Here is a 24,387-nt window from a genome sequence, read left to right as displayed (position 1 = left end):
GGGCTGCGCCTCCGTCATGCCGCCGCAGGCTCCGCGTCGGCCTGGCCATAGCGGGCCTGGATCTCTTCGCGCCGGTCCGGATCGATATTCACCTTCGAGAGGTCCCCGTCGATGTGTGGCAGCGCGAGCACCCGCTTGTCCATCACCCGGTACCAGAGCGAGGGGATGTAGGCGATCAGGTACATGCCGAAGTAGCCGTTCGGCAGCTGCGGCAGGTCCTCGAAGTGCCTGAGCGACTGGTAGCGCCGGGTCGGGTGCGCGTGGTGGTCCGAATGGCGTTCCAGGTGGAACAGCAGCAGGTTCGAGTAGACGTGGTTGGAGTTCCAGGAGTGATGCGGCTGGCAGCGCTCGTAGCGGCCGTTCTCCTGCTTCTGCCGCAGCAGTCCGTAGTGCTCGATGTAGTTGGCGCTGGTGAGCTGCCACCAGGCGAGCACGTTATGGATGGCGAGGAACGGGATCATGATCCAGCCGAAGGCGATGATGAGACCCGCCTGCAGCGCGATGGAGATGAGATAGGACTGCAGAATCTCGTTATCCAGGCTCCAGACCGACTTGCCCTTGCGCTCGAGGCGCACGCGCTCCTCGCGCCAGCCCCGCTTCATCGCGCCCGGGATCTCGCGCAGCGCGAACTTGTAGATACTCTCGCCCATGCGGGCGCTGGCCGGGTCCTCCGGCGTGGCGACGTCCCGGTGATGGCCCTTGTTGTGCTCGATCCAGAAGTGGCCGTAGAAGGGCACCGCGAGCACGATCTTGGCGAGCCAGCGTTCGAGCTTCGACTTCTTGTGGCCGAGTTCATGGCCGGTGTTGATGCCGAGGCCGCTCGCCATGCCCGCCGTCATCGCCAGCACCAGGTAGCCCCACCAGGACAGGTCCTGGGTGCCGGCCCACCAGGCCGCGGCGATCAGGGAGACGAAGTGCATGGGCACGGTGATGTAGGTGAGGACCCGGTAGTAGGGGTCGTCCTCCAGCTCGCGCACGATGCGCTCGGGCGGATTGCTCTCGTCCTCGCCCATGAGCCAGTCCATGGCGGGCGCCACGACGTAGCTCGTGAACAGAGGCACCAGCAGCATCGCCTCGATGCCGGTCCAGGCATGCAGGCCGATGCCGACCAGCGGGTAGAGTGCCCAGAGTACGGACAACGACCACCAGGTGCGCTTGCGGTCGGTGTAGGCCATGGCCACGCCGTCAGGCGTGCTGTAGGTGAAGGTCTTCATGTTTTCCCCCTGTTGCGGAGCCGGGAGTCGGTCCCGGATCGACCAATCCGCTGGCGCATTCGCCGCGCCATCTGCTCATTGTGCTTTGACCGTGGCTGGATAACAGTGCTAGAAATGCCAGTGACTGGTTATTAAGTGCCAGAATATGCATCTTCCCGTCACCTATGTCAGGACTTTTATCGGCGCGCTCGACCTGGACGGACCCGATCGGCGGGACATCCTGCGGGCGGCACGCATCCGGCCGCGCGAGCTGGAGGGTACCGACCACTACGTCCCCTTCGCCGCCGTGCGGCGGTTGCTGCAGGCGATCGACCGGCGCCTCGAGCCGGGCTGGCATCTCGAGATGGCGGCGCGGATGGACGTGGCCCACCACGGCCCCCTCGGTATCGCGGCGATCACGTCGCCGACGCTCGGCGACGCGCTGAAGATCATGACCAAGTTCGGTGAGATCCGCGCGCCGTTCGCCTGGGGCGAGATCCGGCAGACGGGCGACACCGTGCAGATCCGCTATCACGAGCGCGAGGACCTCGGCGCGCTGCGCCCCGTCCTGATGGAGATCATGCAGCTGACGGGGCTGCAGGTGATCGCTCACGTGGTCGGGCATGCGGCCGGCCGCAAGGGCCCCGGCCTCGTCTGGCACCTGCCCGCCGACAGGGCGGGTCTGCGGACCGGATTCGAAGCCCACTTCGAAGGCACGCTGCGCTTCCACGGCGACCAGTACACGACCACTCTGCCCGCCGCCTGGCTCGCGGCGCCCTGCCTGCTCTACGACGAGGCCATGCACAAGGTGTCGCTGGCACGCTGCGAGGAGCTGCTGCAGCAGGTGGCGGAGCGCTCGGCCCTCGAGGTGGAGGTGCGCCAGTGTCTGCTCATGGCCGGCGGCCGCTCACCGGGCCTCGAGCACGTGGCGCGGCGGCTGAACGTCTCGCGCCGCACGCTGATCCGGCGGCTGAAGCGCGAGGGCACTTCCTACCGGCGCATCCTGGACGAGGTGCATCGCAGCCTCGCCCACGAGTACCTGGTCAGCACGCGATGGGGCGTGGCCGAGATCGGCTACCGGCTGGGTTACCAGGACGCCGCGAACTTCGGCCGTGCGTTCAGGCGCTGGTACGGCGTGGCGCCCGGCGAGTACCGGCGGCGCACGCAGCAGACGGAGAACCCGTGAACCGCGGCGGCTGCGGACCCGCCGTGCGGCTCCTTGACTAAGCCGCCGGCCGGGCCGAAACTGCCGTGATGCTTCCCGCCCCGATCAGCCGATGACGTATTGCCTCGCCGCCAATCTCGACGAAGGCATGGTCTTCGTCTCCGACTCGCGCACGAATGCGGGGGTCGACCAGATCAGCACGTTCTCCAAGATGCACACGTTCTGCGGTAATGGCGAGCGCTTCTTCGTCCTCCTCAGCGCAGGCAACCTGGCCACCACCCAGGCGGTGGTCGCCAAACTGGCCCGCGACATCCGGAATGGCGAGAACACCAGCCTGGCGTCGCTCGCGACCATGGCGGAGGTGGCCGACTACGTCGGCGCGGCGAGCCGCTCCATCCAGGCGCGCCACGCCGGCAAGGACGAGGACTCGGGCTTCAGCGCCGAGGCCAGCTTCATCCTCGGCGGCCAGATCCGTAATCAGCCCCAGCGTCTGTACCTGGTGTATCCCGAAGGCAACTACGTCCACACTACCGATCGCACGCCGTATCTCCAGATCGGCGAGACGAAGTACGGCAAGCCGATACTGGACCGTATCGTCGCCCGGACCACGGACCTGGAGACGGCGGCCCGCTGCGCGCTGGTCTCCATGGACTCGACGATGCGCAGCAACGCGACGGTCGGCCCGCCGGTGGAGGTGCTGCTGTATCGCCGGGACAGTCAGGTGGAGGGCGAGCGGCTGCTGTTCGAGGAGGACAGCGAATATCTGGCGCAGATCCGTTCAGCCTGGCAGGAGAGCCTGCGCAGGGCATTCGAGGAATTGCCACCCTTCACGCGCGCGACGAAGAATATAAGACTCGTCGACGGATGAATGCCAGCTTGTCGCGGACGACGGGCGACAGGCTGAAGGGATAGGCGTCGCGCAGTCCGAGACTGCGGTTCAACTCGTTCAGCGCCACCACAACCTCGGTCCAGTGATCCAGCCAGTGTTCGTCGCGGACACTGACGTCGGCCGGTAAGAGGCCCGCATTCGCCGCCGTCTCCAGCGTGTCCGCGATATGCAGGAAGTGCGCCCAGCATTCCGCCCAGTCTTCCGTGGGATGGGACGACGCGTAGTCGCTGACGTAAGCGGAGGCCCCGCCGGCGGCCGGGCCGCGCCCGTGATAACGCTGCAGAGCGGCCTGGTAGTCCTCGCGTTCGTCGCCGAACAGGCTGCGGCACTCGGCGAGGGATTGTTCGGTGTCGACCACCACCGACCAGTAGTAGTGCCCGCTCTCGTGGCGCAAGTGGCCGAGCAGCGTGCGATAGGATTCCCCCATCGCCTCGCGGATGGCCTCTCGCGCCGCATCGTCAGCCTCGGCGACGTTGATCGTGATCACGCCGTCACGGTGGCCCGTGTACACGTGCATCTCCCGCACCATCGGGTTCGTGCGTCTGTCCTCCAGGAATTCGAAGCGCAGCCGCTGCTCGTCGATGGACAGGCCCAGCGACAGGAGGTCATAGAGCAGTCTCCGCTTTGCCCCCTCGAGCCGGGTCCACAGTATCAGGTTGTCGTCCCGCGCCAGATTCGGCAGCGTCCGGGTCAGGCGGCAGGACGCGCAGTAGCCCGAAGAGTCGCCCGCATCGAGCAGCCAGTTGCAGTGCCATTCGCGGTTTAGACAGAAACGATAACGCTGCGAGCCGCCGGCCAGATGCCACTCGTTATCACCTTCTCCGGACTCCACCGCCACGAGTTGCAGACTCGCGGGATCGAAGCCGGCCTCCCGCCCGCAGGCGAGGCAGCGGGAATTGTCGAAATACAGCCGGTTGCCGCAGATGCAGTGGAACTTCTTCACTGCTGGTCCACCGGCAGGAACCAGGTGTCGGCTATGCGATGGTGGAGTCCTCCCAGCTGCCGCTGCAGCCGGTCGAGGCACTCGTGCAGTGCCGCGGCATCCAGATTCGCGCCATCGGCATCCTCGAGTTCGGCCAGCAGCGCCGTCGACTCGGCCAGCGCCTCCTCGTGCCGCGGCAGACTCTCGAGTGACGAGGTGATCTCGCCCAGGCAGTGCCGGAAAGAACGGGGAAACCGGGTGTCGAGCAGGAGGAAATCGATGACGTCCTCGCCGACGATGCGGCGGCGCACGTACTGGCAGTACATCTGATAGGCCGACAGCGATTTCAGGACGTTCATCCAGAGAGTGTAGCGGTAGGGGGTGACCTCCTCCGGCAGATTCAGCAGGGAGGCGGCGGGGACGTCCAGCACCCGGGTCGTCATGTCGGCGCGTTCGAGGTTGCGGCCGAGCCGCAGGAACTGGTAGCCGGGGCCATGGCTCATGGTGCCTGCCAGCAGTCCGGTTACCTGCTGGCACGCGGTGATGACCTCGCTCAGGATCCGGTGGCGGGTGCGTTCGCTGCCCGCCCGCGGCAGCTCCCGTCTCGCGTACAGGTAGAGTTCGTTGACCGACTCCCAGCCCTCCGTGGGGACGATGTCCCGGGTGGTGCGTATGTTCTCGCGCAGGAGTGCCAGTGACGACAGCACGGAGTCCGGATTGTCGGCATCGGCGATGAAGAAGCCGACCACCGCGGACTCGTCGGCACGCTCGTAGCGGCGCGCGAATTCGTCCTGACTCGAGAAGATGGTAAGGAGCTGCTCCCAGGTGCGCCCGGCACGGGCGGGCAGGTCCAGCAGCATGTTGCCGTGCACGCGCACGAGCCGCGCCGTATTCTCCGCGCGCTCGATATAGCGGCCCGCCCAGTACATGCGCTCGGCGACGCGGGAGAGCATCAGTCCCGGTCCTCCACGATCCAGGTGTCCTTGCTGCCGCCGCCCTGGGACGAATTGACCACCAGCGAGCCTTCGACCAGCGCCACGCGCGTCAGTCCGCCGGCGGTCACCGCGAGCCGGTCCGATTGCAGGATGAACGGCCTCAGATCCACGTGCCGCGGCGCCAGCGCCTCGCCCCGTACCGTGGGCGTAGTGGAGAGCGCGAGCGTCGGTTGGGCGATGTAGTTGCGCGGGTCCGCCTCGATCAGCTCCCGGAAGCGCGCGAGCTCGGCACGGCTGGCACGCGGCCCGATCAGCATGCCGTAGCCACCGGATTCGTTGGCGGGCTTCACCACCAGCTCGGCCAGATTGGCCAGCACGTGCTCGCGCTGGTCCCGCTCGGCGCAGCGCCAGGTGGGCACGTTCGGGATGATGGGGTCCTGATCCAGATAGTAGCGGATCAGCTTCGGCACGTAGGTATAGACCATCTTGTCGTCGGCAACGCCCGAGCCCGGTGCATTCGCCAGCGCCACATTGCCGCTGCGCCAGGCACGCATGAGGCCCGGCACTCCGAGCATGGAGTCCGGCCTGAACACCTGTGGATCCAGGAAAGTGTCGTCGATGCGACGGTAGATGGAATGGACGCGTGTCAGCCCCTCGATGGTGCGCATGTAGACGCAGTCGTCGTCACCCACGACGAGGTCGCCGCCTTCGACGAGTTCCGCGCCCATGCGCTGCGCCAGATAGGAATGCTCGAAATAGGCGGAGTTATAGATTCCCGGCGTGAGTACCACCACCTCGGGCTCGCGCTCGTCGGTGGGTGCGATGGCCGTCAAGAGGTCGAACAGATCCGAAGGGTAGTCGTCGACGGGCAGGATGGTCTGGTCCTCGAACAGATCCGGGAATACCCGTTTCGTGACACTGCGGTTCTCCAGCATGTAGGACACACCGGAGGGGACACGCAGATTGTCCTCGAGCACGTACACCGTGCCGTCGCCGTCGCGAACCAGGTCGCTGCCGCAGATGTGGGCCCAGACGCCGAAGCGGGGGCTCACCCCCGCGCACTCGGGCAGATAATTGCGCGAGGTACCGAGCACATCCGCCGGGAAGACGCCGTCGCGCACGACGTGCTGATCGTTGTAGAGATCGTCGATGAAGAGATTCAGCGCCGTCAGCCGCTGCCGGAGACCTTCGTCGATCCGCGCCCACTCGCTGGCGGGGATCACCCGGGGCACGATGTCGAAGGGCCAGGCTCGATCGATATTGCGGCCCTCGGAGTAGACCGTGAAGGTGATGCCCATCTCCGCGATGGCGCGGTCGGCGGCCGCCTGCCGCTCCGACAGCGCGGCCGGCGTCAGCGTATTCAGCAGATCTATCAGACGCTCGGTGCCGGGACGCGCATCCCCCTCCGCCGTGACGAGTTCATCGTGGAAGGCGCGCGGGTCGTAGCGTGTCAGTCTCGGCGGCATCGGACCATACTACCCGAAACGCCGGCGCGGACCCCGTTTGCGCCGTTGCGTCGCCGATCGGCCCCGGCCATGTCAGCGCGTCTTCAGTCTCCGGCCGTCCTCCACCTCGTCGTCGGGGTAGAGCACGATGGTCTCGCCCTCGGCGAGTCCGTCGACTACCTGCACGCGGAACTCGCCCCGGCGCCCGACGCTGATCGGCCGGAAGACGGCATGCTCGTCCTCGACCACGAATACGGCCCATTGCTCGCCGCGCCGGAACGCGGCGCTGGAAGGCACCTGCAGTACGTCTTCGCCGGACCACAGCACGAACTCCGCCTCCACCCGGTAGCCGTCGCCGAGGCGCGCCCAGCGCCCGGGCGGCGACAGGATGTCCACCAGCACGATCACGCGCTGCTCCTCCACGCCCAGGGCGGAGATCTTCGTAAAGCCGGAGGGCTCGACCACCCTCACCTCGCCCTGGAGCGCGTCGTCGCCGCCCCAGCGCAGGAGCCGCACGGGCATTCCCGGGGCAAGGCGGACGGCGTCCGCCGACAGCAACTCGACCTCGACTTCCAGGTTGGAAGGATCCCCCAGCGTGACCAGGTGCTCGCCGGCGGCCACCACCCCTTCGCTCTCGTGAATGACGTCCAGCACGCTGCCGTCGATGGGCGAGCGCACCACCACCTCCTCCGGCGGTTCGCCGTCCGGCTCCGCCGCCGAATAGCGCAGCACGTCCCGGGCCGCCTGCAGCTCGTAGCGGGCCACCTCGGCTTCGGCCATCGCCGCCCTCAGTCCCGCGGCGGCGCGCCGGGCGGCGGAGATCACGCGGTCGTATTCCGCACGGGAAACGGCATTGGTCTCGTACAGCCGTTCGATGCGCTCGCGTTCCGCTTCGGCGAGTTCCGCCTCCGCCTCGGCCGCGCGCACCCGGGTCTCGGCCGCCTCCAGCGCGGCTTCCGCCGCCGACACGCGGGCACGCGCCTCCGCCCGGCTGCGCCGGTCCAGCACCGTGGGCGCCACCGGCTCGATGGCGACCAGCGGCCCGCCCGCCGCCACCGCATCCCCCTCCTCGAGCTCGATGCGGGCGGCGAAACCGGCCACCGGCGAGGTGATGACGTAGCGCTCCCTGATGCGAGTCTTGCCCTCCTCAGTGACGGTGACGCTGAGCGGTCCACGGCTCACCGTGCCGGTCTCCACGGGCAGGGGCTGGGGGCGGAAGCCCAGGTAGAGGAGTACCGCCGCGAGGACCGCCACGATGCCAATGATGATGTTCCTGCGACTCGCCACGGTCTACTCCGTCGTCTTCAGCACGGCCACCAGATCCAGATTGTCCAGCCGACGCTTGATGACGGCCGAGGAGATAAGTCCCGAGCCGAGCACGACGGCGGCGCCGAAAGCGTAGGTGCTCGGCTCGAGCACCAGCGGCACCCGGTAGATGTCCGAGGAAATCGCCTCCGCGAACAGCGCGCAGATGCCGCGTCCCACCAGGAAACCGAAACCGACGCCGACGATGACGAGCAGCATCAGCTCGCCGATCAGGATATAGGCAATCTCGGCCCGGGTGAATCCGAGCACCCGCAGACTCGCAAGCTCCCGGCTGCGCTCGGCGAGCGCGATGCGCGCGCTGTTGTAGACCGCCCCGAAGGCGATGCTCGCCGCCAGCAGCGTGTTGACGAAGGTGAACACGAGGATGGTCTCCGCGAAGGACTCGTAGAAGCTCGCGATGGACTGGCTGCGCTGGGCGATGGCGCCGACGCCCGGACGGCGCATCAGCTCGTCGAATACCCGCGCCTGATCGGCCGGGTCGATGGCGAGGAAGCTGCCGGTCAGCACGTGGCCGTCGCGCATCAGCCGATTCAGGGTTGCGAGCTCCATGTAACCGGAGATGCCGATGTACTCCTCCACGAAACCGGCCACGGGCAGATCGATGACGGGCCGCCGCCCGGTGAGCACCTCCACCGTGACCGTGTCGCCGGGACGCACGCCGAGGATTTCCTCGCCCAGGTAGCTGGTGAGCAGCAGGCCCTCCGGCGGCGGCGGCACCGGCCGTAGCGACGTATCCACGAGGCGGTGGAGTTCCGCGTCGGGCCGGTAACCCTGGATGGCCGAGCGGTAGGAGCGATTGCCGTAGCGGAAGCGCACGGGCACGGCGCGCATGCCCTCGGCCTGCAGCACGCCGGGCAGCGCGGCCAGTTCGTACTCCGCCTCGTTGCCGGCGAGCTCGTTGAAGGTAACGGTCACGTCCTCCCTTGCCGCCAGGTTGAAGTGGCTCCACATCATGTAGTCGACGGCGTCCTCCTGGAAATTGCCGGACATCACGAGCCCGGTGGACAGGGCCACGCCGAGCACGGTCATTGCGCTCTTCACGGGTGCGCGGCCGATGTGGCGCAGGATCATGCGGCTGGGCTGGTCGAGGAACGCGTGGCCGAACAGCCGCTCGACCAGGCTCTGCCGGTAGACCGGCGGCGTGTCGGGACGCATCGCCTCCGCCGGCGACAGGCGCACCGCCGAGTGGAACGCGTGCAGGGTGCCGGCCAGGCCGGCGCCGAGGGTGACGAGTACGCCCGTGAGGAGCACGTCAGGTCTCAGCACGTAGTCCAGCCGCGGGAAACGGAAGAACTCGATGTAGATACCGGTGAGCCCGCGCGCTGCCCATGCGCCGAAGCCGATGCCGACGAGGGCCCCGCCGAGCACGATGATGAGGATGACGCTGACATAGTGCAGGCCCACGGTGACGTTGTCGTAGCCGAAGGCCTTCAGAACGCCGATCTGGTCCCGCTCGGCGCGTATCAGCCGGTTGGTGACGAAATTGATCAGGAAGGCGGCGAAGGCGAGGAAGATCACCGGGAATATCTTCGCCATCGCCTCCAGGCTGACGATCTCCTGGGTGATATAGCGGTGGGAGAGCTGGTCTTCCCGGGTGTAGGCCCCCTGCCCGCCGTAGGGCTCGAGCAGCGCGTCGAGACGCTCGATGACCGCCTCGGCCCGGGCCTCCGGCTCCAGCGTCATCACCAGGTCGTTGAACGCCCCGTCCATGTCGTAGGCGACGCTGAGCCCCCGGTAGCCCATCCACATGATCGCGTAGCGCTCGTAGTCGGGGAAGATGTCACCGGGACGGATCTGGTAGATAAACTCCGGCGAGAGCGCGACCCCGACGATGGCGAGGTCTTCCCGCCGGCCGTTGATGATGCCGATGATCGTGTCGCCCGGCGCCAGACCCTGGGCGTCGGCGAATGCCTCGTTGATGACCACCTCCCACGGCCGGTCAGGGGCCGGCGTGCGTCCCCGGACCTGGTGCAGCTGGTTCAGCAGGGGTGCGCGGTCGTCGGGCAGGGAGACCAGCAGGCCGGTCACGGGATCCTCGAATCCCGGCACCTCCACGTTGATCTGCGCTTTGACCCGCGCCTCCGCCTCGCGCACGCCCTCGATGTCGCGCACCCGCTCCAGCAGGGAGAGCGGCGCGCGCTTCAGCGAGGCGAAAACCTCCGCGAAACGGTAGGCCTGGTAGTAGTTGCTCTGGGTGAGCGTCAGCGAATCGAGCGTACTGAGCGAGATGATATAGGTGGCCACGCCGCTCGCGATGATCATGGCGATGGCGGCGGCCTGGCTGCGCATCTGCCAGAGTTCCCGCCAGCGCTTGCGGTCCAGCGCGCGCATCGGCCTACCAGCTGATCTCCGAGGGCGGCTTGCGGGTCTCGTTGCGCCGCTCGCCGGAAATCTGCCCGTCGCTCATGAACAGCACCCGGTCGGCCATATCGGCAATGCTGGCGTTGTGCGTGATCACCGCCGTGGCGGTCCCATACTCCTCGTTCACGCGTGCCAGTGCCTCGAGCACGTGCACGCCGGTCTTCGAATCGAGCGCGCCGGTGGGCTCGTCGCAGAGCAGCACCTCGGGCCGCTTGGCGATGGCGCGGGCGATGGCCACCCGCTGCTGCTCGCCGCCGGACAGCTGGGCCGGGAAGTGGTCCATCCGCGGCCCCAGGTTCACCATCTCGAGTGCCTCTTCCGGCGTCATCGGGTTGCGGGCGATCTCCGTGACGATGGAGACGTTCTCCCGGGCGGTCAGACTCGGGATCAGGTTGTAGAACTGGAAGACGAAGCCGACCGAATGGCGGCGGTATTCGGTGAGCTCGGATTCGCTCGCGCCAGTGAGGTCGATGTCGTCGAAACGCACCGTGCCGTCGGTGGGGGTATCCAGGCCGCCGAGGATGTTCAACAGGGTCGACTTGCCGCTGCCCGAAGCCCCGAGCAGCACCATGAACTCGCCCGTGTAGAGCTCCACGTCCACGCCGCGCAGGGCGTGCACCTCGACCTCCCCGACCCGGTAGATCTTGGTCAGCCCCCGGGCGACGAATATGGCACGGCTGCTGCTGACGCTATTTCTCTCGTTATTGCCGGAACGATCGTTTCCGGGTTCGGCTCTCATCCCTGACACTCCCGCCGGTCGCAGCCAGGCTCCTGAGCGCAGCGGCTCCCGGCAACCGGGCCGTCAGTGGATATCGTGGCGGGCGAGTATCGAACGGATCGACTGGCGCAGGCGGCTGTCGACCCAGGGCTTCTCGATGTATTCCGCGGCGCCGGCCCGTATGCCGCGCACCGCCATCGCCACGTCGCCATCGCGGGCGAGCAGGATGGTGGGCACGTGATGGCCCGCCTCGTTGAGTTGCTCCAGGAGTTCGACACCGGAGATGCCTGGCAGCCAGACCTCGGTGATGAGGCAGTCCGGCACGTGATCCGCCGTCGCCCGCAGGAACTCCTCGGCGGAATCGTAGTGGCAGATCTCCGTTGCGAGGTCGCCCAGCAGCGCGTCCAGCCCGTCGCGGACTGTGGGATCCGGGTCCACGACGGCAACGCACGATGCCTTGGTGCCCTGGTGATTATTTGCCCCCGCGGTGGACTGGCCGTCCCCAGTAATCATCACAGCTCGAAATTAGAATGCTATTTGGCGACAGTGGCATGATCGGGAAATCAAACCACCCTAAACATACGGGCTTCTACCTAGCGGCGGACGCTCCCGCCGCAGCGCCGGCAGAGGGCCGCTCAGGCATCGCTGAGGGGGTCGCTGAGGGCATCGCTCAGGGTCGTCGGGGGACGGCGGGGATCAGTGGTGTTCGGGTTCCTCGCCCGTATCTGCGCGGAGCATGACGGCCATCCGCACCAGGTGCGCGAGCGAATTCGCCTGCATCTTTTCCATGACGCGGGCGCGGTGGATCTCTATCGTGCGCTGGCTCACTCCGAGTTCGTAGGCGACGACCTTGTTGGGCTTGCCGTCGACGACGAGTTCCATGACTTCCTGCTCCCGGTTGGTGAGCGAGTTCCAGCGCTTCTGCAGATCGTGGTGCTCCTCCAGCGCCTGGCGGTTCTCGTCGTCTTTTGCCAGCGCCTCGTTGATGCGGTCCAGCAGGTCCTGGTCGCGGAAGGGCTTCTGCAGGAAGTCGGCGGCGCCACCCTGCATGGCCTCCACCGCCATGGGCACGTCGCCGTGGCCGGTAATGAAGATGATCGGCAGGATGGAATGACGCTCGTTCAGGGCCTCCTGCAGCTCCAGCCCGCTCATGCCTGGCATGCGCACGTCCAGCACCAGGCAGCCGGGCCGGTCGTCGTTGTAGGCGTTCAGGAAGTCGCGGGCCGAGGCGAACGTCTCGCACGGTATCCCCACGGACTGCAGCAGGAACGACAGCGAATCGCGTATCGCCTCGTCGTCGTCCACCAGGAATACCGTAGGCTGATGCGATTCAGCTGTTCCCGCCATCGCGGACCCCTCCCTCTACCGTCGGCAGCGTCAAAGTGACTATGGTACCGCCCTTTGGGTTGTCTTCGTAGGTTACCTCTCCGCCGTGGCTGCGGATGATCGACATGCAGATGGACACGCCGAGGCCCATGCCGTTCTTCTTGGTGGTGAAAAACGGGTTGCTGACGTTGCTTTTCACCTCTTCCGACATGCCGGTGCCATGGTCGGTGACGCGGACCATGACCTCGTCGTCGCCATTCAGGCGGGTCTGCACGACGATGTCGCCGGTGCGCCGCTCCTCGGAGGCGTCGAAGGCGTTGCGCAGCAGATTCAGCATCACCTGCTGGATCTGGACGGGATCGACCTTCACCGGAATCTGCGGCTGGTCGAAATCGTAGATAACCGGTATGTCGTTGCCGCGCACGTCGATGCTGACCAGCGGTTCCAGCTCCGAGATCAGCTCGTTGATGTTGCGCACCTCGCGGGTCTGGTCGGTCTTGCGAATGAGGGCGCGCAGCCGGCGGATGACCTCGCCGGCCCTGAGTGCCTGATCGCTGATGTTGCCGAGCGCCCGCGTGAGCTTCTCCATGTCGGGGTTTCCCGCCGCGATCATGCGCTTGCTGCCCTGCGCGTAGGTGGTGATCGCGGTCAGCGGCTGATTGATCTCGTGGGCGATGCCGGCCGCCATCTCGCCCATGGTGCTCAGGCGCGCCACGTGGGTGAGACGCTCGCGCTGGGAGGCCAGCTCGGCCTCGCGGTCCTTCGACTCGGTGATGTCCCGGGTGACGCCGAGGACGCGCTCGACCCGGTGGTCCGGTCCGAACACGGGAGTCGTGTGGGAGCGGAACCAGCGCAGCGTGCCGTCGTCCTGCTTGACGCGGTATTCGAACGCCTGGGAATCGCCCTCGTGAACGCGCCCGATGACCCGCTCGATGCGGCGCCGATCTTCCGGCAGGACCCGGTGGCGCAGCTCGGACCCCTGGATCGCCTCGCCGGTGGCCAGCCCGGGCATCACGGCCGAGTCGCCTTCCAGCGTGCGGAAGACGTCCGTGGCGGGCTCCCATTCCCAGACGTTCAGGTTGGCCGCGCGCAGTGCCATCTTCAGCGATTTCTCCTTGTCCCGCAGTGCGCTCTCCAGCTCGCGCACCTGGGTCATGTCGCGCAGGATGCCCGTGAAGATCTTCTCGCCGTCCTGGAACTCACTGATCGCGAGGTGCACGGGGAAGATAGTGCCGTCCCGACGCCTGGCCTCCACGTAGCGGCCGATGCCGATGATGCGCGCCTCCCCGGTCTCCATGTAGCGGGCGACGTAACGATGGTGCTGCTGTGCATGAGGCGCCGGCATGAGCGTGCTCACGTCCTCGCCGATCATCTCGTCCCGGGTGTAGCCGAACATGGCCTCGGCGGCCCGATTGAACGTGCGGATGCGCCCGTCCACGCCCATGGTGATGATGGCCTCGGCCGCCGTCTCCACCACCGACTGCATCATCTTCTGGGAATCCTCCAGCCGCACGGAGGCGAGCAGGCCGCGCCGGCGGCCCTGCCAGAGCACGAATCCCAGCAGGAACAGGGCGACTCCGGCCACCAGCCACGGCAGCCATTGCGCCAGTGCCGGCCCGGTGGGCGCCGCGGCCACGGCCGGCGGAGCGGCAGCCGCCAGGGCGGCGAACCAGAACGCTGGAGAAAAAGCGGCAGAGTGCCGTCGGGAGATATTAGCCACGCGGACACGCAGGGAGACTGGCCAGAGCGGGATTCTACCCGCTCGGTTCGCCGATGCCCACGCCGGCACCCGGCCGACGTCGCGGTGGCGGTGCGCCGGGGCCGCGATCTCAGTCGGGGCGGCGCTTGCGCTCGATGCGCTGCTGGCGCCGGACCACGGGCCACAGCCCGCCGATGGCTTCGGACAACGCCGCCACAAGATCGTCCAGGCTCAGCACGCCGGCCAGCTCGCCGTTGCCGCCCAGCACGGGCAGCCGCCGGACCGCGCGGGTCTGCATGACCTCGATCGCGTCCAGTATCTCGTCCTCCGCCTCGACAGTCGCGAGGTCGTAGCTCATCACGTCGCCGCAGGTCACGGCATCGAGATCCACCTCCCGGGCCAGCAGCTCCAGGACGATGTCCCGGTCTGTCAGTATCCCCACCGGCGCTTCGCCGGACGGGTGCGGCTCGGTCACGACCACGTCACCGACGTGCTCGTCGCGCATCAGCGCGATGGCGTCCCGGATGGACGTCCGCCGCTCTACCGTAACCACTCGCCGGGCACAGATATCGCCGACGCGCATGACTCACCTCCTCTTTCCGTGACTCCCTGACGATACGGGCCGAGGTCTATTCAGTCCGTGCTGCGCTTCCTCTCCAGGTGCACAGGCGTCTCGAACCAGGCCGGCTTCAGCACCAGCAGGTCGCACGGCAGATTGTCCATCACCTGCTCCGCCGTGCTGCCGATGAAGATGCGTTTCAGCCGGTTGCGCGCCACCGCGCCCATGATCACGACCGAGGCCTCCACGTCGCGCGCGAGGGCCGGCAGCACCTCCTGGGTGCGCCCGGGTATCAGATGGGCGGTCCTGGCGCTAAGGCCGTGGAACTCGAGCAGCTCGTTGAAGTGCTCCCGGTGACGCTCGTGCATCTTCGCCTCCAGCTCCTCCACCGGCAGGGTCACCGGGACGAAGGTGCTGTTGGCGGCATCTGCCACGGCGATGATGGGATCGTAGGAATGGAAGGTGTGCACTTCGCCGCCGCTGGCGCCGGCCAGCCGCTTCGCCGTATTGATGATCTGGTCGTCGAGGGCGGCCGGCTTCTCGTGCTCGTGCAGCGGGTCCACCGCGGCCAGATAGCGGATGTCGTCTTCCCAGTTGCCGCCGGGCTTCACCAGCCAGAGGGGTACCGGGCAGGTACGGATGAGGTTCCAGTCGGTGTTGGTGAAGATCACCCGTGCGGCCGGCTTGTGATAGTGGGTGTCCTTGAACACCACGTCGGCGCCGGTGCCGACCGCCTTGCGCACGATGCCCTCGTGCAGCGGGTTGTCCCACGCCGCGTCGGTAGTGACCTCGAGTCCCTCTCCACGGAGTTTCCCGGCGAACTCCTCGAGCCGGGAGCGGAAATGCTCCAGCGTCTCCTCCCGGGCCTCTTTCAGGCCGCGGGAATCGAAGAAGCGGTCGCCGGACAGGTACTGGTTGTAATAGCAAACGAACAGCTCCAGACGGGCACCGGTCTGGCCCGCGAGCCAGGCCGCGCGCTCCATGGCGGGCTGCTGCTCGCTGGTCGGGTCGATCACTGCGAGGAGTTTGCGGAATTCGGCCATGGTGGTGACTCCTTCAACGACGATTTGACCGGGCCGGCGCCTCCGGCGATTGCGGTAAACCGAAGGGCCTGAAGTCAGCATAGTCCGCCCCTTCCGGGGCTAGAATACGCCAAGCTGCGTAGCGCCCTGCGGGCACTACCTAGCGGCGCCCGGACCGCATGTCACGGGATGCCGCGGACGCCTGGCAAGCACCGGTGGAGGGGGTTAAGCTTCCGCGCAACACACCGGCGACGGCGACCATCTCGAGGCTCTCACGATTGTGAAGGACGAGCGACTTCTGCGCCAGGCAAGCGCCGTCTCACTCCTGACGGCGCTGCTGCTGACGGCGGTCAAATTCGTCACCTGGCTCGCCACCGGGTCCGCCAGCCTGTTCGCCTCGATGGCCGACTCCGCGCTGGACGTCGTCTCGTCGGGCGCCAATTTCGCCGCTCTGCGCATCGCCTTGCGCCCCGCCGATACCGATCACCGCTTCGGGCACGGCAAGGCCGAGTCGCTGGCCGGGCTGGGTCAGGCGCTGTTCATCGGCGCCTCGGCGATCGGCACCGGCGCCTACGCCGTCACCCGTCTACTGGAGCCGCGCGAGATCGCGCTGGCCGGCGTCGGCCTTGCAGTCATGGTCTTCAGCATCGCGGTGACGGGCCTGCTGATCTGGTACCAGCGCCGGGTCATCCGCCGCACGGGCTCGCTGGTGATCCAGGCGGATTCGCTGCATTACCTCTCGGACTGGCTCGCCAACGTGGGCGTGATCGTCGCGATCGTGCTGGCCGAGCTCGGCTGGCTGCGCGCCGACGGCGCCATCGCCCTCGGCATCAGCCTGATGATCGCCTGGAGCGCCTGGTCGGTGGCCCGCGAGGCCGCCCACGTCCTCATGGACCGGGAACTGCCCGCCTCGGAGCGGGAGCGCATCCTGGAGCTCGCCCGGGCCGCCGAAGGAGTAACCGGCGTGCACGGGCTGCGCACGCGGCGCTCCGGAGCGCGACGCATCGTCCAGCTCCACCTCGAGCTGCCGGGCACGACCGACCTCTCCGCCGCCCACGCGGCCGGCGACAGGCTGCGGCGACGGATCGAGGAGAGTTTCTCGCCGGTGGACGTCACCGTGCACCTGGACCCCGCCGGGCCGGACAATCCGTCGGAGGAAGAAGTCGTCGACCCCATCTACCGGGACTCTAGGTAGGAATACGCATTACCTGGGGAGCGGCCCTGCCGATAACTTGAGCCGGTCTTCTGACCAGTCGACCGGCCGGAAGACCGGCCAGCGGGGTGTGCGCCGCGATTCGCTCGATTGTCGATCCGGGGGTCGATCCGGAAACCGTTATGAACTCGCCAGGCAACAGGCTCAGCGAAGAGCAGATAGCGGCAGCGCGGCAGGCGCTGAGGGAGAAGGAACGGCTCCTGCAGACCCGGCTGGACCGCATCAAGGAAAACCGGCTCTCCGGATTCCATCCGGATTCCTCCGAGAGAGCCACCGAGATGGAGAACGCCGAGGTGCTCGACGCGCTCGGTAACGAGGCGCGGCGAGAGCTGACGCTCATCCGCAAGGCGCTGCACAGGATCGAGGACGGCAGCTACGGACTCTGCGTGGACTGCGAGGAACCGATCGAGCCCGCCCGGCTGAAGGCCTATCCCCACGCACAGCACTGCCTGCGCTGCGCCGGCGCCCGGGAGGCCGCCCGGCGCTGAGGCCCGTCATCCGGGCCGGTCACCGAGGCCGTTTACCGGCACCCCTCAGTCGAGCCGCGGCAGCCCGCCGGCATCCTCGATCGCCCCGGCCACCGTCGCGGCGCTGCGCCCGACGAGGTCCTTGTCGATCTCGAGGCGTTCGTGCCGGGCGATGGAATGCTCGGCGATCTCCTCACGCAGCAGGCCCAGCAGTTTCGGCTCCGCGATGACGATCAGCCCATCCAGTTTCTCCCGGCTCATGGTCTCTTCCATGCGCTCGGCGATGGCATCCGCGAAGACCGTCGCTGCATCCTCCCGCAAGGTCGTCGGTGGCTCCATCTTGTGACGACCCTGTCCGTGGCTGTCGAAGGACTCGCCGGGCTGGTCCGACGCCTCGGCCGGCACGGCCCCCTCGACGGCGGATGCCTGCAGCGTGAACAGGGGCTTCGGTTCGGAGAATCGCTGCTTCTGGGTATAGAACTCCGCGCACCGGCGGTCTGCGACGACCACCAGCGCGGCTCTCTGTCTGGTCTCTGCCATTACTGTCCCCTCCTGATGTCGGGGCATCTCCCAGGACCTCTCCTGGCACGTCTACGATGCTCCGCCGGCGGGCCGGGACGGGCAATCGCGAAATCTACCTAAGACGCGGCAGCCGCCGGCTGCGAATCCGCGTAACGCGACTAGTGGTAAGCCACAGTAGACGCTGGCACGCTCCCCGGTGTCTCATACTCGCCAACAGGCCGGCAATGGCCGTCGCAAAGAATCCGGTTAGCTGATCTCTCTCCCTCAGCGAAACCGAATGGGGGCCTCGCAAGAGGCCCCCGGCTTTTTCTGCATCCCGAATATCCGCCCCTGCCCGCGCGGACCCCTGCCCGCGCGCAGGAGGGCCTTCAGGCCCGATTCAATCAGGAAAATCGGGCCTGAAGGCCCTCCTACATGGATTCGAGTTCCACCATCTCCGGGCAGACGAACCCGTCCGGCTTCACGATCAGCAGATCGCAGGGCAGGCGATCGAGCACCTTCTCGGCCAGGCCGCCGATGAACACCCGCTCGAGGGCCGACCGGGACACGGCTCCCATGACGACGATGTCGGCATCGGCCTCGGCGCAGAACTCCGGCAACCGCCAGCGTGGCGCGCCCTCCAGCAGATGGACCGCGTCGGCCGTCAGCTCGTGACCGGCCACCAGGTCATCCAGCGCCCGGCGATGATGGGCCTCCAGGCTCTCCGCCAGCTCCTCGGTCTGCAGAGGCGCCGGCAGCATGGGGCTGGCCGACATCCCGGTCACCAGCGGCGTCACGTCGTAGCAGTGCACGACCTCCAGCCGAGACCCCGTCACCCGTGCCAGCTCGCTCGCGGTCGCGAGAATCGTCCCGTCCAGCGCCGCCGGCTTGTCGTGCTCGTGCAGCGGATCCACCGCCGCGATGACCACCGGCCGCCCGGGCATCTCGTGCTCGCGCCGCACCATCAGGACGGGCGCCGGAGAGGTGCGCATCAGCTGCCAGTCGGTCTCCGAGAAGAACGTGCGGCTGAGCGGCACATGGTGATCGGCCGCCTTCAGCACCAGGCGGGGCTGCAGCCGGATGATGTCGGCCAGTATCGATTCGGCGACCGGACTGCCCGCCACCGCGTCCACCGTCACCGTGAGCCCTTCGCCGCGCAGCGGCTTCGCCAGTTCCTCGAGGCAGTCGAGCTTCTCCCGGCGCATCTGCTCCACCGCCATCTCGAGCACCCGCGAGTCGATGAACTGCTCGCCGAGCCCGGGCACCGCCTGATAGTAGACCCGCAGATCGACAGGCGCATCCAGCCGCTGCGCCAGCCAGCGCGCCCGCTCGAGCGCCGCATGCCGCTCATCGCCCGTATCGACGATCACCAACAGCCTGTTTCGTTGCTCCATCCCTCGCTCCCCTCGTGCCCGGAAACCGTTGCTCGGCGTTCCGTGACCCCCATTTAGAACCCTGCCGCCGGGCCTTTCAAGACACGGCTGCGACAGGCTTATATTAGTAAGTACAAATACAGATGGAGCGTGTCCGGCGAGTCCCGGATCATCCGGGGACGCAGGTGCGTGACGGGGAGGGTCACGCCGGCCGCCGGCCGGCAGGTCACACGCCCGTTCCCGGTGGCGATACCAACGGGACCCCGCCGACCGACAATGCCGACCATCCACCCGTGGCCACGAACCGGCGCGGCGGGCAGGACGGGTGCGCGCCCCATCCGGCGGGCCTGCAGGCGGCATCAGCACGCGCCCGCGTCAGGCTCACGTACAGGAACAGCGCTATGGAAATCCAGGAAACCTACAACGACCGGGTCGTGCGGCAGTTCACGATCATGACCGTCGTCTGGGGCGTGGTGGGCATGCTCGTCGGCGTGTTCATCGCCGCACAGCTGATGTGGCCGGCCCTGAACTTCGACCTGCCCTGGCTGACCTACAGCCGCCTGCGCCCGCTGCACACCAACGCGGTGATCTTCGCTTTCGGCGGCTCGGCACTGATCGGAACATCCTATTACGTGGTGCAGCGCACCTGCCACGTGCGCCTGGCCTTCGACAAGCTGGCCGGATTCACCTTCTGGGGCTGGCAGGTCGTGATCCTGCTCGCGGCCATCACGCTGCCGCTGGGCATCACCCAGTCGAAGGAATACGCGGAACTCGAGTGGCCCATCGACCTACTGATCGCCGTGGTCTGGGTGGCGTACGGCATCGTCTTCCTGGCCACCATCGGCCGGCGGCGCGTGAAGCACATCTACGTGGCCAACTGGTTCTACGCCGCGTTCATCATCACCGTCGCGGTGCTGCACATCTTCAACAACCTCAGCATCCCGGTCTCGCTGACCAAGTCCTACCCCATCTACAGCGGCGTCATCGACGCGATGATGCAGTGGTGGTACGGCCACAACGCGGTGGGCTTCTTCCTCACCGCCGGCTTCCTGGGGATGATGTACTACTTCGTGCCGAAGCAGGCCGAGAGGCCCATCTACTCCTACCGGCTGTCCGTGGTGCATTTCTGGGCGCTGATCGCCATCTACATGTGGGCCGGACCCCATCACCTGCACTACACCTCCCTGCCCGACTGGGCCCAGTCGCTCGGCATGGTGTTCTCGCTGGTGCTGCTGGCGCCCTCCTGGGGCGGCATGATCAACGGCATCATGACCCTGTCCGGTGCCTGGCACAAACTGCGCACCGACCCGATCATCAAGTTCATGATCGTCTCGCTGTCCTTCTATGGAATGTCCACCTTCGAAGGGCCGATGATGTCGATCAAGACGGTGAATTCGCTGTCTCACTACACGGACTGGACCATCGGCCACGTGCACTCCGGCGCACTGGGCTGGGTCGCGATGATGACCATCGGCGCGCTGTATCACCTGATACCGCGGCTGTTCAACCGGGAGGCGATGTACTCCACGAAACTGATCGACGTGCACTTCTGGACCTCCACCATCGGCGTGGTGCTCTACACGGTGTCCATGTGGATCGCCGGCGTGATGCAGGGCCTGATGTGGCGCGCCGTCAACGACGACGGGACGCTCACTTACTCGTTCGTGGAGAGCCTGGAAGCCACCTATCCGTACTATGGTCTGCGCCTGCTGGGCGGCCTGCTGTTCTTCAGCGGCATGCTGATCATGGTCTACAACATCTGGAAGACGGTCGCGAGCGAGAAACCCCGCCCGGTGCCCGTCCGCCAGCCCGCCTGAGCCAGGAGGAGATCCGACGTGTCCCACGAGAAAGTCGAGATAAACATCACCCTGATGGCCGTGCTGATCGTGGTCGTGATCAGCATCGGCGGGCTGGTCGAGATCGTCCCGCTGATGATGGCCAAATCCAGCGGCGAGCCGGCCGAGGGGGTCGAGCCCTACCCGGCCCTGCAACTGGCGGGCCGCGACATCTACGTGCGGGAAGGCTGCTACGTCTGCCACTCCCAGCAGGTGCGGCCGTTCCGCAGCGAGACCGAGCGTTACGGCCATTATTCGCTGGCGGGAGAGAGCGTCTACGACAGGCCGTTCCAGTTCGGCTCCAAGCGCACCGGGCCGGATCTGGCCCGGGTGGGCGGCCGCTACAGCGACGAGTGGCATGAGCTGCACCTGATCAATCCGCGTAACGTCGTGCCGGAATCCAACATGCCGGGCTATCCCTGGCTGGCGGACCGCATGGTCGACGGCGCGCTGGTGGAGCGAAAGATGCGCATGCTGAAGAACATTGCCGGTGACCCCTACACCGAGGAGCAGATCGCCGGCGCCGCCGCCGCGGTGGAAGGCAAGACCGAGATGGAGGCGATGATCGCCTACCTGCAGGGCCTCGGCACGAACCTGCAGACGAGGCGCTAGCCGCAGGCGTGGATAGACGATGGATATAAACACTTTCCGGGGACTCATCACGCTGGTGCTGATGATCCTGTTCCTCGTACTGGTCGTCTGGGTCTATAGCTCGAGGCGAAAGAAGGATTTCGAGGAAGCCGCGAACATACCGCTGGGGGACGACGAGCAGCCGCCGGTGGAGAAGAAGGAGTCGAACTGATGTCTGCACCGATGGGTTGGTTTGTCGCCATCACGACCATTCTGAGCCTGGCAGCCTGCATCTGGCTGATCGCCTGGACCATGAAACGCCGCCCCGGCGAAGCGGCCGAGACGGAGACCACCCACCACACGTGGGACGGCGACCTCCAGGAGATGAACCGGCCCCTGCCGCGCTGGTGGCTGATGCTGTTCTATCTCACGATCCTGTTCGCCGGCGTGTATCTCGCTCTGTATCCCGGACTGGTCGTCACCGACGGCATCCTCGGCTGGAGCCAGGAGAAGCAGTACGAGCAGGAGGTCCAGGCGGCAGAGGCCCGCTACGCGCCGATCTTCGAATCGTTCGCGGCGCAGCCGATCCCGCAGCTGGCGAAGGATACCGAGGCGCTGCAGATCGGCCGCAACCTCTACGCCAATCATTGCGCCATGTGCCACGGCTCGGCTGCTCGCGGCGCGGCCAGCTTCCCGAATCTGACGGACGACGACTGGCAGTGGGGCGGCGACCCGCAGAGCATCAAGGTGAGCATCCTGAACGGCCGCCAGGCGGTGATGCCCGGCTGGGCCGCCAACTTCACCGAGGACGAACTCGATGCGATGGTGGGCCTGATCCGCCAGTTCGGCACGCCCTCGGAGACGAGCGCGCTGGAGACGGCGGCCGGGCAGAAGTACCAGATGCTGTGCGCGTCCTGCCACGGGCCAAACGGCCGCGGCAACCAGGCACTGGGCGCGCCGAACCTGGCCGACGACACCTGGCTCTACGGCGGCAGCCGCGAGGCCATCATGACGTCGATCACCCAGGGGCGGCAGGGCGTGATGCCGGCGCACAAGGACCTGCTGGGCGAGGACCGGGTCCACATCCTGGCCGCTTACGTCTACAGCCTGTCGCAGGACGGTGACGGCGGAGGTGCCGGCGCCCCATGAGCCTGCACGGCGGTCGAGCGGCACAAGAGGACACTCCCCGGCCACCGGCCTGGAGTCGCGGACTGCGCAAGGTCATGTCGACCGGCTGGGCGTCGTTCCTGACGGCCTGTATCGCGAGCGTGCTGTTCTTCGCCGTCTTCGACCCCGCGCGGCTCGCAGAGGCCGCGGACTGGCCGCTGGAATTCTCGCGCATGGGCGGCTACGCGTTGCTGTTCTTTTTCTTCTGGGCGATCGGCATCGGCGCCGCAGGCATCACACTGGTCCTCATGCGCCGTGACCGAGGTGACGGCGCGCACGGGACCACGACGGACAGGGACTGATGGCAGCAGGAAGCAACGCGGGCGCCGCGGCAGAGACGGCGCTCTACCGCAGTGAGGAGAAGATCCACGCCCGGGAGGTGGACGGCACTTTCGCCCGCCTGCGGAAGGTCGCCGTCTTCGTGCTGCTCGGCATCTTCTACGGCCTGCCCTGGATCACCTGGGAGGGCCGCCAGGCCATCCTGTTCGACCTGCCGGCGCGCAAGTTCCATCTTTTCGACCTGACGCTCTGGCCCCAGGACTTCATCTTCCTCGCCCTGCTGCTGATCATCGCCGCGCTGTCGCTGTTCTTCTTCACCGCGCTGGCCGGCCGGCTGTGGTGCGGCTTTGCCTGTCCGCAGACCGTGTGGACCGAGGTCTTCGTCTGGATGGAGCAGTGGACCGAGGGCAAGTATTCCCAGCGCAAGAAACTCGACAAGGCCCCCTGGACCAAGGAGAAGTTGCTGCGCAAGGGCTCGAAGCAGTTCCTGTGGATCACCTTCGCCCTGTTCACCGGCCTGACCTTCGTCGGCTACTTCACACCGATCCGCGAACTTCTGGTGAGCTTCGCCACCTTCTCCCTCGGTCCCTGGGAGGCCTTCTGGGTGCTCTTCTACGGCTTCGCGACCTACGGCAATGCCGGTTACATGCGCGAACAGGTCTGCAAATACATGTGCCCCTACGCGCGCTTCCAGAGCGCCATGTTCGACCGGGACACGCTGATCATCACCTATGACGCCGACCGGGGCGAGCCGCGCGGCAGCCGCCGCCGCGGCGTGGACCCGCAGGAGGTCGGCCTGGGCGACTGCATCGACTGCACGATGTGCGTGCAGGTCTGCCCCACCGGCATCGACATCCGCGAGGGGCTGCAGTACGAGTGCATCGCCTGCGCCGCCTGCATCGACGCCTGCGACGACGTCATGGAACGGATGGGCTACCCGAAGAAGCTCATCAAGTACTCCACCCAGCACGCCATGGACGGCGAGAAGACGCGCGTGCTGCGTCCGCGGGTGATCGTCTACGCCGTCCTGCTCTCCATTCTGATGGGCGCCTTCGTCTACGCCCTCTCCCAGCGTTCGGCGCTCACCGTGGACGTGATCCGCGACCGCAACGCACTGTATCGCGAGGTGGGCGACGGCTTCATCGAGAATTCCTACCAGCTGAAGCTCATCAACAAGACCGACCGCGCCCACAGCTACGAGATCGACGTCGCGGGCATCGAGGGCGCCCGCGTGGAGGTGCCGAACGGCGACATCCGCATCCCGTCGGGCGAGGTGCTGGGCGTGCCGGTGATCGTCCGTGCCCCGCGGGAGGCGGTGCGCGGCGTAAGCGAGGTCACCTTCACGCTGCAGGCCGAGGATGACGCTACAATCACCCAGTCGCGGGAGACGAAGTTCGTCGCGCCCGTCGGCCGCTGAATGAC

Annotated in this window: 24 protein-coding genes; 10 read left to right on the top strand and 14 right to left on the bottom strand. The window is 67.0% G+C overall.

The genetic code is table 11. The annotated features are described in order from the left end of the window. Positions 1 to 14: 14 nt before the first annotated feature. Positions 15 to 1,214, bottom strand: a complete 1,200-nt coding sequence (locus tag ACJMKZ_RS01965; protein ID WP_405231514.1) for an alkane 1-monooxygenase — start codon at positions 1,212 to 1,214, stop codon at positions 15 to 17. Positions 1,215 to 1,359: 145 nt separating this feature from the next. Between ACJMKZ_RS01965 and ACJMKZ_RS01960 the strand changes: the two genes are divergently transcribed. After that, positions 1,360 to 2,379, top strand: coding sequence for an AraC family transcriptional regulator (locus ACJMKZ_RS01960; protein ID WP_405231513.1), 1,020 nt, complete (start codon positions 1,360 to 1,362; stop codon positions 2,377 to 2,379). A gap of 91 nt (positions 2,380 to 2,470) precedes the next feature. Then, on the top strand, positions 2,471 to 3,226 hold the full coding sequence (locus ACJMKZ_RS01955; protein ID WP_405231512.1) for a peptidase: 756 nt from the start codon (positions 2,471 to 2,473) through the stop codon (positions 3,224 to 3,226). Here the strand turns inward: ACJMKZ_RS01955 and ACJMKZ_RS01950 are convergent. The 11 genes from ACJMKZ_RS01950 to ACJMKZ_RS01900 all read right to left on the bottom strand — a co-directional run bounded on the left by ACJMKZ_RS01950 (position 3,186) and on the right by ACJMKZ_RS01900 (position 15,581). Continuing rightward, positions 3,186 to 4,190: a zinc-binding metallopeptidase family protein gene (locus ACJMKZ_RS01950; protein WP_405231511.1), complete on the bottom strand. Its 1,005-nt coding sequence runs from the start codon at positions 4,188 to 4,190 to the stop codon at positions 3,186 to 3,188. The genes ACJMKZ_RS01955 and ACJMKZ_RS01950 overlap by 41 nt on opposite strands. Beyond that, positions 4,187 to 5,122, bottom strand: a complete 936-nt coding sequence (locus ACJMKZ_RS01945; RefSeq protein ID WP_405231510.1) for an alpha-E domain-containing protein — start codon at positions 5,120 to 5,122, stop codon at positions 4,187 to 4,189. Before ACJMKZ_RS01945 ends, ACJMKZ_RS01950 begins: the two co-directional genes overlap by 4 nt. Then, positions 5,122 to 6,570, bottom strand: coding sequence for a circularly permuted type 2 ATP-grasp protein (locus ACJMKZ_RS01940; RefSeq protein WP_405231509.1), 1,449 nt, complete (start codon positions 6,568 to 6,570; stop codon positions 5,122 to 5,124). Before ACJMKZ_RS01940 ends, ACJMKZ_RS01945 begins: the two co-directional genes overlap by 1 nt. 72 nt (positions 6,571 to 6,642) lie before the next feature. Next, positions 6,643 to 7,836 carry an efflux RND transporter periplasmic adaptor subunit gene (locus tag ACJMKZ_RS01935; RefSeq protein WP_405231508.1) on the bottom strand — a complete coding sequence of 398 codons (1,194 nt, stop codon included), beginning with the start codon at positions 7,834 to 7,836 and terminating at the stop codon, positions 6,643 to 6,645. A 3-nt stretch (positions 7,837 to 7,839) separates the two neighbouring features. Then, on the bottom strand, positions 7,840 to 10,206 hold the full coding sequence (locus ACJMKZ_RS01930) for an ABC transporter permease (protein ID WP_405231507.1): 2,367 nt from the start codon (positions 10,204 to 10,206) through the stop codon (positions 7,840 to 7,842). Positions 10,207 to 10,210: 4 nt separating this feature from the next. After that, positions 10,211 to 10,975, bottom strand: coding sequence for an ABC transporter ATP-binding protein (locus ACJMKZ_RS01925; protein ID WP_405231506.1), 765 nt, complete (start codon positions 10,973 to 10,975; stop codon positions 10,211 to 10,213). Positions 10,976 to 11,038: 63 nt separating this feature from the next. Beyond that, a complete protein-coding gene (locus ACJMKZ_RS01920; RefSeq protein ID WP_405231505.1) occupies positions 11,039 to 11,467 on the bottom strand; it encodes a response regulator transcription factor in 429 nt (142 codons plus the stop codon). 183 nt (positions 11,468 to 11,650) lie between these two features. Beyond that, the gene (gene fixJ / locus ACJMKZ_RS01915) at positions 11,651 to 12,301 is read right to left on the bottom strand and encodes a response regulator FixJ (protein WP_405231504.1); all 651 of its coding nucleotides are present in this window, start codon (positions 12,299 to 12,301) and stop codon (positions 11,651 to 11,653) included. After that, a complete protein-coding gene (locus ACJMKZ_RS01910; protein ID WP_405231503.1) occupies positions 12,285 to 14,000 on the bottom strand; it encodes a PAS domain-containing sensor histidine kinase in 1,716 nt (571 codons plus the stop codon). Before ACJMKZ_RS01910 ends, fixJ begins: the two co-directional genes overlap by 17 nt. 109 nt (positions 14,001 to 14,109) lie before the next feature. Then, on the bottom strand, positions 14,110 to 14,562 hold the full coding sequence (locus tag ACJMKZ_RS01905) for a CBS domain-containing protein (RefSeq protein ID WP_405231502.1): 453 nt from the start codon (positions 14,560 to 14,562) through the stop codon (positions 14,110 to 14,112). A gap of 50 nt (positions 14,563 to 14,612) precedes the next feature. After that, positions 14,613 to 15,581, bottom strand: coding sequence for a universal stress protein (locus ACJMKZ_RS01900; RefSeq protein ID WP_405231501.1), 969 nt, complete (start codon positions 15,579 to 15,581; stop codon positions 14,613 to 14,615). A gap of 259 nt (positions 15,582 to 15,840) precedes the next feature. Between ACJMKZ_RS01900 and ACJMKZ_RS01895 the strand changes: the two genes are divergently transcribed. Then, positions 15,841 to 16,755, top strand: coding sequence for a cation diffusion facilitator family transporter (locus ACJMKZ_RS01895; RefSeq protein WP_405231500.1), 915 nt, complete (start codon positions 15,841 to 15,843; stop codon positions 16,753 to 16,755). A gap of 140 nt (positions 16,756 to 16,895) precedes the next feature. After that, positions 16,896 to 17,261, top strand: coding sequence for a TraR/DksA family transcriptional regulator (locus ACJMKZ_RS01890; RefSeq protein ID WP_405231499.1), 366 nt, complete (start codon positions 16,896 to 16,898; stop codon positions 17,259 to 17,261). A 45-nt stretch (positions 17,262 to 17,306) separates the two neighbouring features. Here the strand turns inward: ACJMKZ_RS01890 and ACJMKZ_RS01885 are convergent, their stop codons facing one another. After that, positions 17,307 to 17,780: a host attachment protein gene (locus tag ACJMKZ_RS01885; RefSeq protein WP_405231498.1), complete on the bottom strand. Its 474-nt coding sequence runs from the start codon at positions 17,778 to 17,780 to the stop codon at positions 17,307 to 17,309. Between the two features lie 392 nt (positions 17,781 to 18,172). Continuing rightward, the gene (locus ACJMKZ_RS01880; protein ID WP_405231497.1) at positions 18,173 to 19,135 is read right to left on the bottom strand and encodes a universal stress protein; all 963 of its coding nucleotides are present in this window, start codon (positions 19,133 to 19,135) and stop codon (positions 18,173 to 18,175) included. A 380-nt stretch (positions 19,136 to 19,515) separates the two neighbouring features. On the opposite strand from ACJMKZ_RS01880, the gene ccoN reads away from it, so the two are divergent. From ccoN to ccoG, 6 genes are all read left to right on the top strand, one after another. Beyond that, on the top strand, positions 19,516 to 20,931 hold the full coding sequence (gene ccoN / locus ACJMKZ_RS01875) for a cytochrome-c oxidase, cbb3-type subunit I (protein ID WP_405231496.1): 1,416 nt from the start codon (positions 19,516 to 19,518) through the stop codon (positions 20,929 to 20,931). 18 nt (positions 20,932 to 20,949) lie between these two features. Continuing rightward, the gene (gene ccoO, locus ACJMKZ_RS01870) at positions 20,950 to 21,561 is read left to right on the top strand and encodes a cytochrome-c oxidase, cbb3-type subunit II (RefSeq protein ID WP_405231495.1); all 612 of its coding nucleotides are present in this window, start codon (positions 20,950 to 20,952) and stop codon (positions 21,559 to 21,561) included. A gap of 19 nt (positions 21,562 to 21,580) precedes the next feature. Beyond that, positions 21,581 to 21,751, top strand: a complete 171-nt coding sequence (locus ACJMKZ_RS01865) for a cbb3-type cytochrome oxidase subunit 3 (protein ID WP_405231494.1) — start codon at positions 21,581 to 21,583, stop codon at positions 21,749 to 21,751. After that, positions 21,751 to 22,668 carry a cytochrome-c oxidase, cbb3-type subunit III gene (gene ccoP, locus ACJMKZ_RS01860; protein WP_405231493.1) on the top strand — a complete coding sequence of 306 codons (918 nt, stop codon included), beginning with the start codon at positions 21,751 to 21,753 and terminating at the stop codon, positions 22,666 to 22,668. Before ACJMKZ_RS01865 ends, ccoP begins: the two co-directional genes overlap by 1 nt. 74 nt (positions 22,669 to 22,742) lie before the next feature. Continuing rightward, entirely contained in the window at positions 22,743 to 22,988 is a 246-nt protein-coding gene (locus tag ACJMKZ_RS01855; RefSeq protein WP_405231492.1) for a hypothetical protein, read from the top strand. Further along, entirely contained in the window at positions 22,988 to 24,382 is a 1,395-nt protein-coding gene (gene ccoG / locus ACJMKZ_RS01850) for a cytochrome c oxidase accessory protein CcoG (protein ID WP_405231491.1), read from the top strand. Before ACJMKZ_RS01855 ends, ccoG begins: the two co-directional genes overlap by 1 nt. Positions 24,383 to 24,387 lie beyond the last annotated feature (5 nt).

It is taken from the genome of Lentisalinibacter salinarum (genome assembly GCF_040706555.1).
Classification (GTDB): Bacteria; Pseudomonadota; Gammaproteobacteria; order Steroidobacterales; family Woeseiaceae; genus Lentisalinibacter; species Lentisalinibacter salinarum.
Note: the sequence above shows the minus strand (reverse complement) of the source record. Positions and strands in the feature narration are given on the sequence as shown.

Coding starts and splice junctions, on each gene's coding strand:
- ACJMKZ_RS01885 (WP_405231498.1), bottom strand. CDS start 17,780: ATGGCAGAGACCAGACAGAGAGCCGCGCTGGTGGTCGTCGCAGACCGC.
- ACJMKZ_RS01890 (WP_405231499.1), top strand. CDS start 16,896: ATGAACTCGCCAGGCAACAGGCTCAGCGAAGAGCAGATAGCGGCAGCG.
- ACJMKZ_RS01920 (WP_405231505.1), bottom strand. CDS start 11,467: ATGATTACTGGGGACGGCCAGTCCACCGCGGGGGCAAATAATCACCAG.
- ACJMKZ_RS01905 (WP_405231502.1), bottom strand. CDS start 14,562: ATGCGCGTCGGCGATATCTGTGCCCGGCGAGTGGTTACGGTAGAGCGG.
- ACJMKZ_RS01900 (WP_405231501.1), bottom strand. CDS start 15,581: ATGGCCGAATTCCGCAAACTCCTCGCAGTGATCGACCCGACCAGCGAG.
- ACJMKZ_RS01930 (WP_405231507.1), bottom strand. CDS start 10,206: ATGCGCGCGCTGGACCGCAAGCGCTGGCGGGAACTCTGGCAGATGCGC.
- ACJMKZ_RS01945 (WP_405231510.1), bottom strand. CDS start 5,122: ATGCTCTCCCGCGTCGCCGAGCGCATGTACTGGGCGGGCCGCTATATC.
- ACJMKZ_RS01955 (WP_405231512.1), top strand. CDS start 2,471: ATGACGTATTGCCTCGCCGCCAATCTCGACGAAGGCATGGTCTTCGTC.
- ACJMKZ_RS01960 (WP_405231513.1), top strand. CDS start 1,360: ATGCATCTTCCCGTCACCTATGTCAGGACTTTTATCGGCGCGCTCGAC.
- ACJMKZ_RS01865 (WP_405231494.1), top strand. CDS start 21,581: ATGGATATAAACACTTTCCGGGGACTCATCACGCTGGTGCTGATGATC.
- ACJMKZ_RS01940 (WP_405231509.1), bottom strand. CDS start 6,570: ATGCCGCCGAGACTGACACGCTACGACCCGCGCGCCTTCCACGATGAA.
- ccoN (WP_405231496.1), top strand. CDS start 19,516: ATGGAAATCCAGGAAACCTACAACGACCGGGTCGTGCGGCAGTTCACG.
- ACJMKZ_RS01855 (WP_405231492.1), top strand. CDS start 22,743: ATGTCGACCGGCTGGGCGTCGTTCCTGACGGCCTGTATCGCGAGCGTG.
- ACJMKZ_RS01880 (WP_405231497.1), bottom strand. CDS start 19,135: ATGGAGCAACGAAACAGGCTGTTGGTGATCGTCGATACGGGCGATGAG.
- ACJMKZ_RS01965 (WP_405231514.1), bottom strand. CDS start 1,214: ATGAAGACCTTCACCTACAGCACGCCTGACGGCGTGGCCATGGCCTAC.
- fixJ (WP_405231504.1), bottom strand. CDS start 12,301: ATGGCGGGAACAGCTGAATCGCATCAGCCTACGGTATTCCTGGTGGAC.
- ACJMKZ_RS01925 (WP_405231506.1), bottom strand. CDS start 10,975: ATGAGAGCCGAACCCGGAAACGATCGTTCCGGCAATAACGAGAGAAAT.
- ccoP (WP_405231493.1), top strand. CDS start 21,751: ATGTCTGCACCGATGGGTTGGTTTGTCGCCATCACGACCATTCTGAGC.
- ccoG (WP_405231491.1), top strand. CDS start 22,988: ATGGCAGCAGGAAGCAACGCGGGCGCCGCGGCAGAGACGGCGCTCTAC.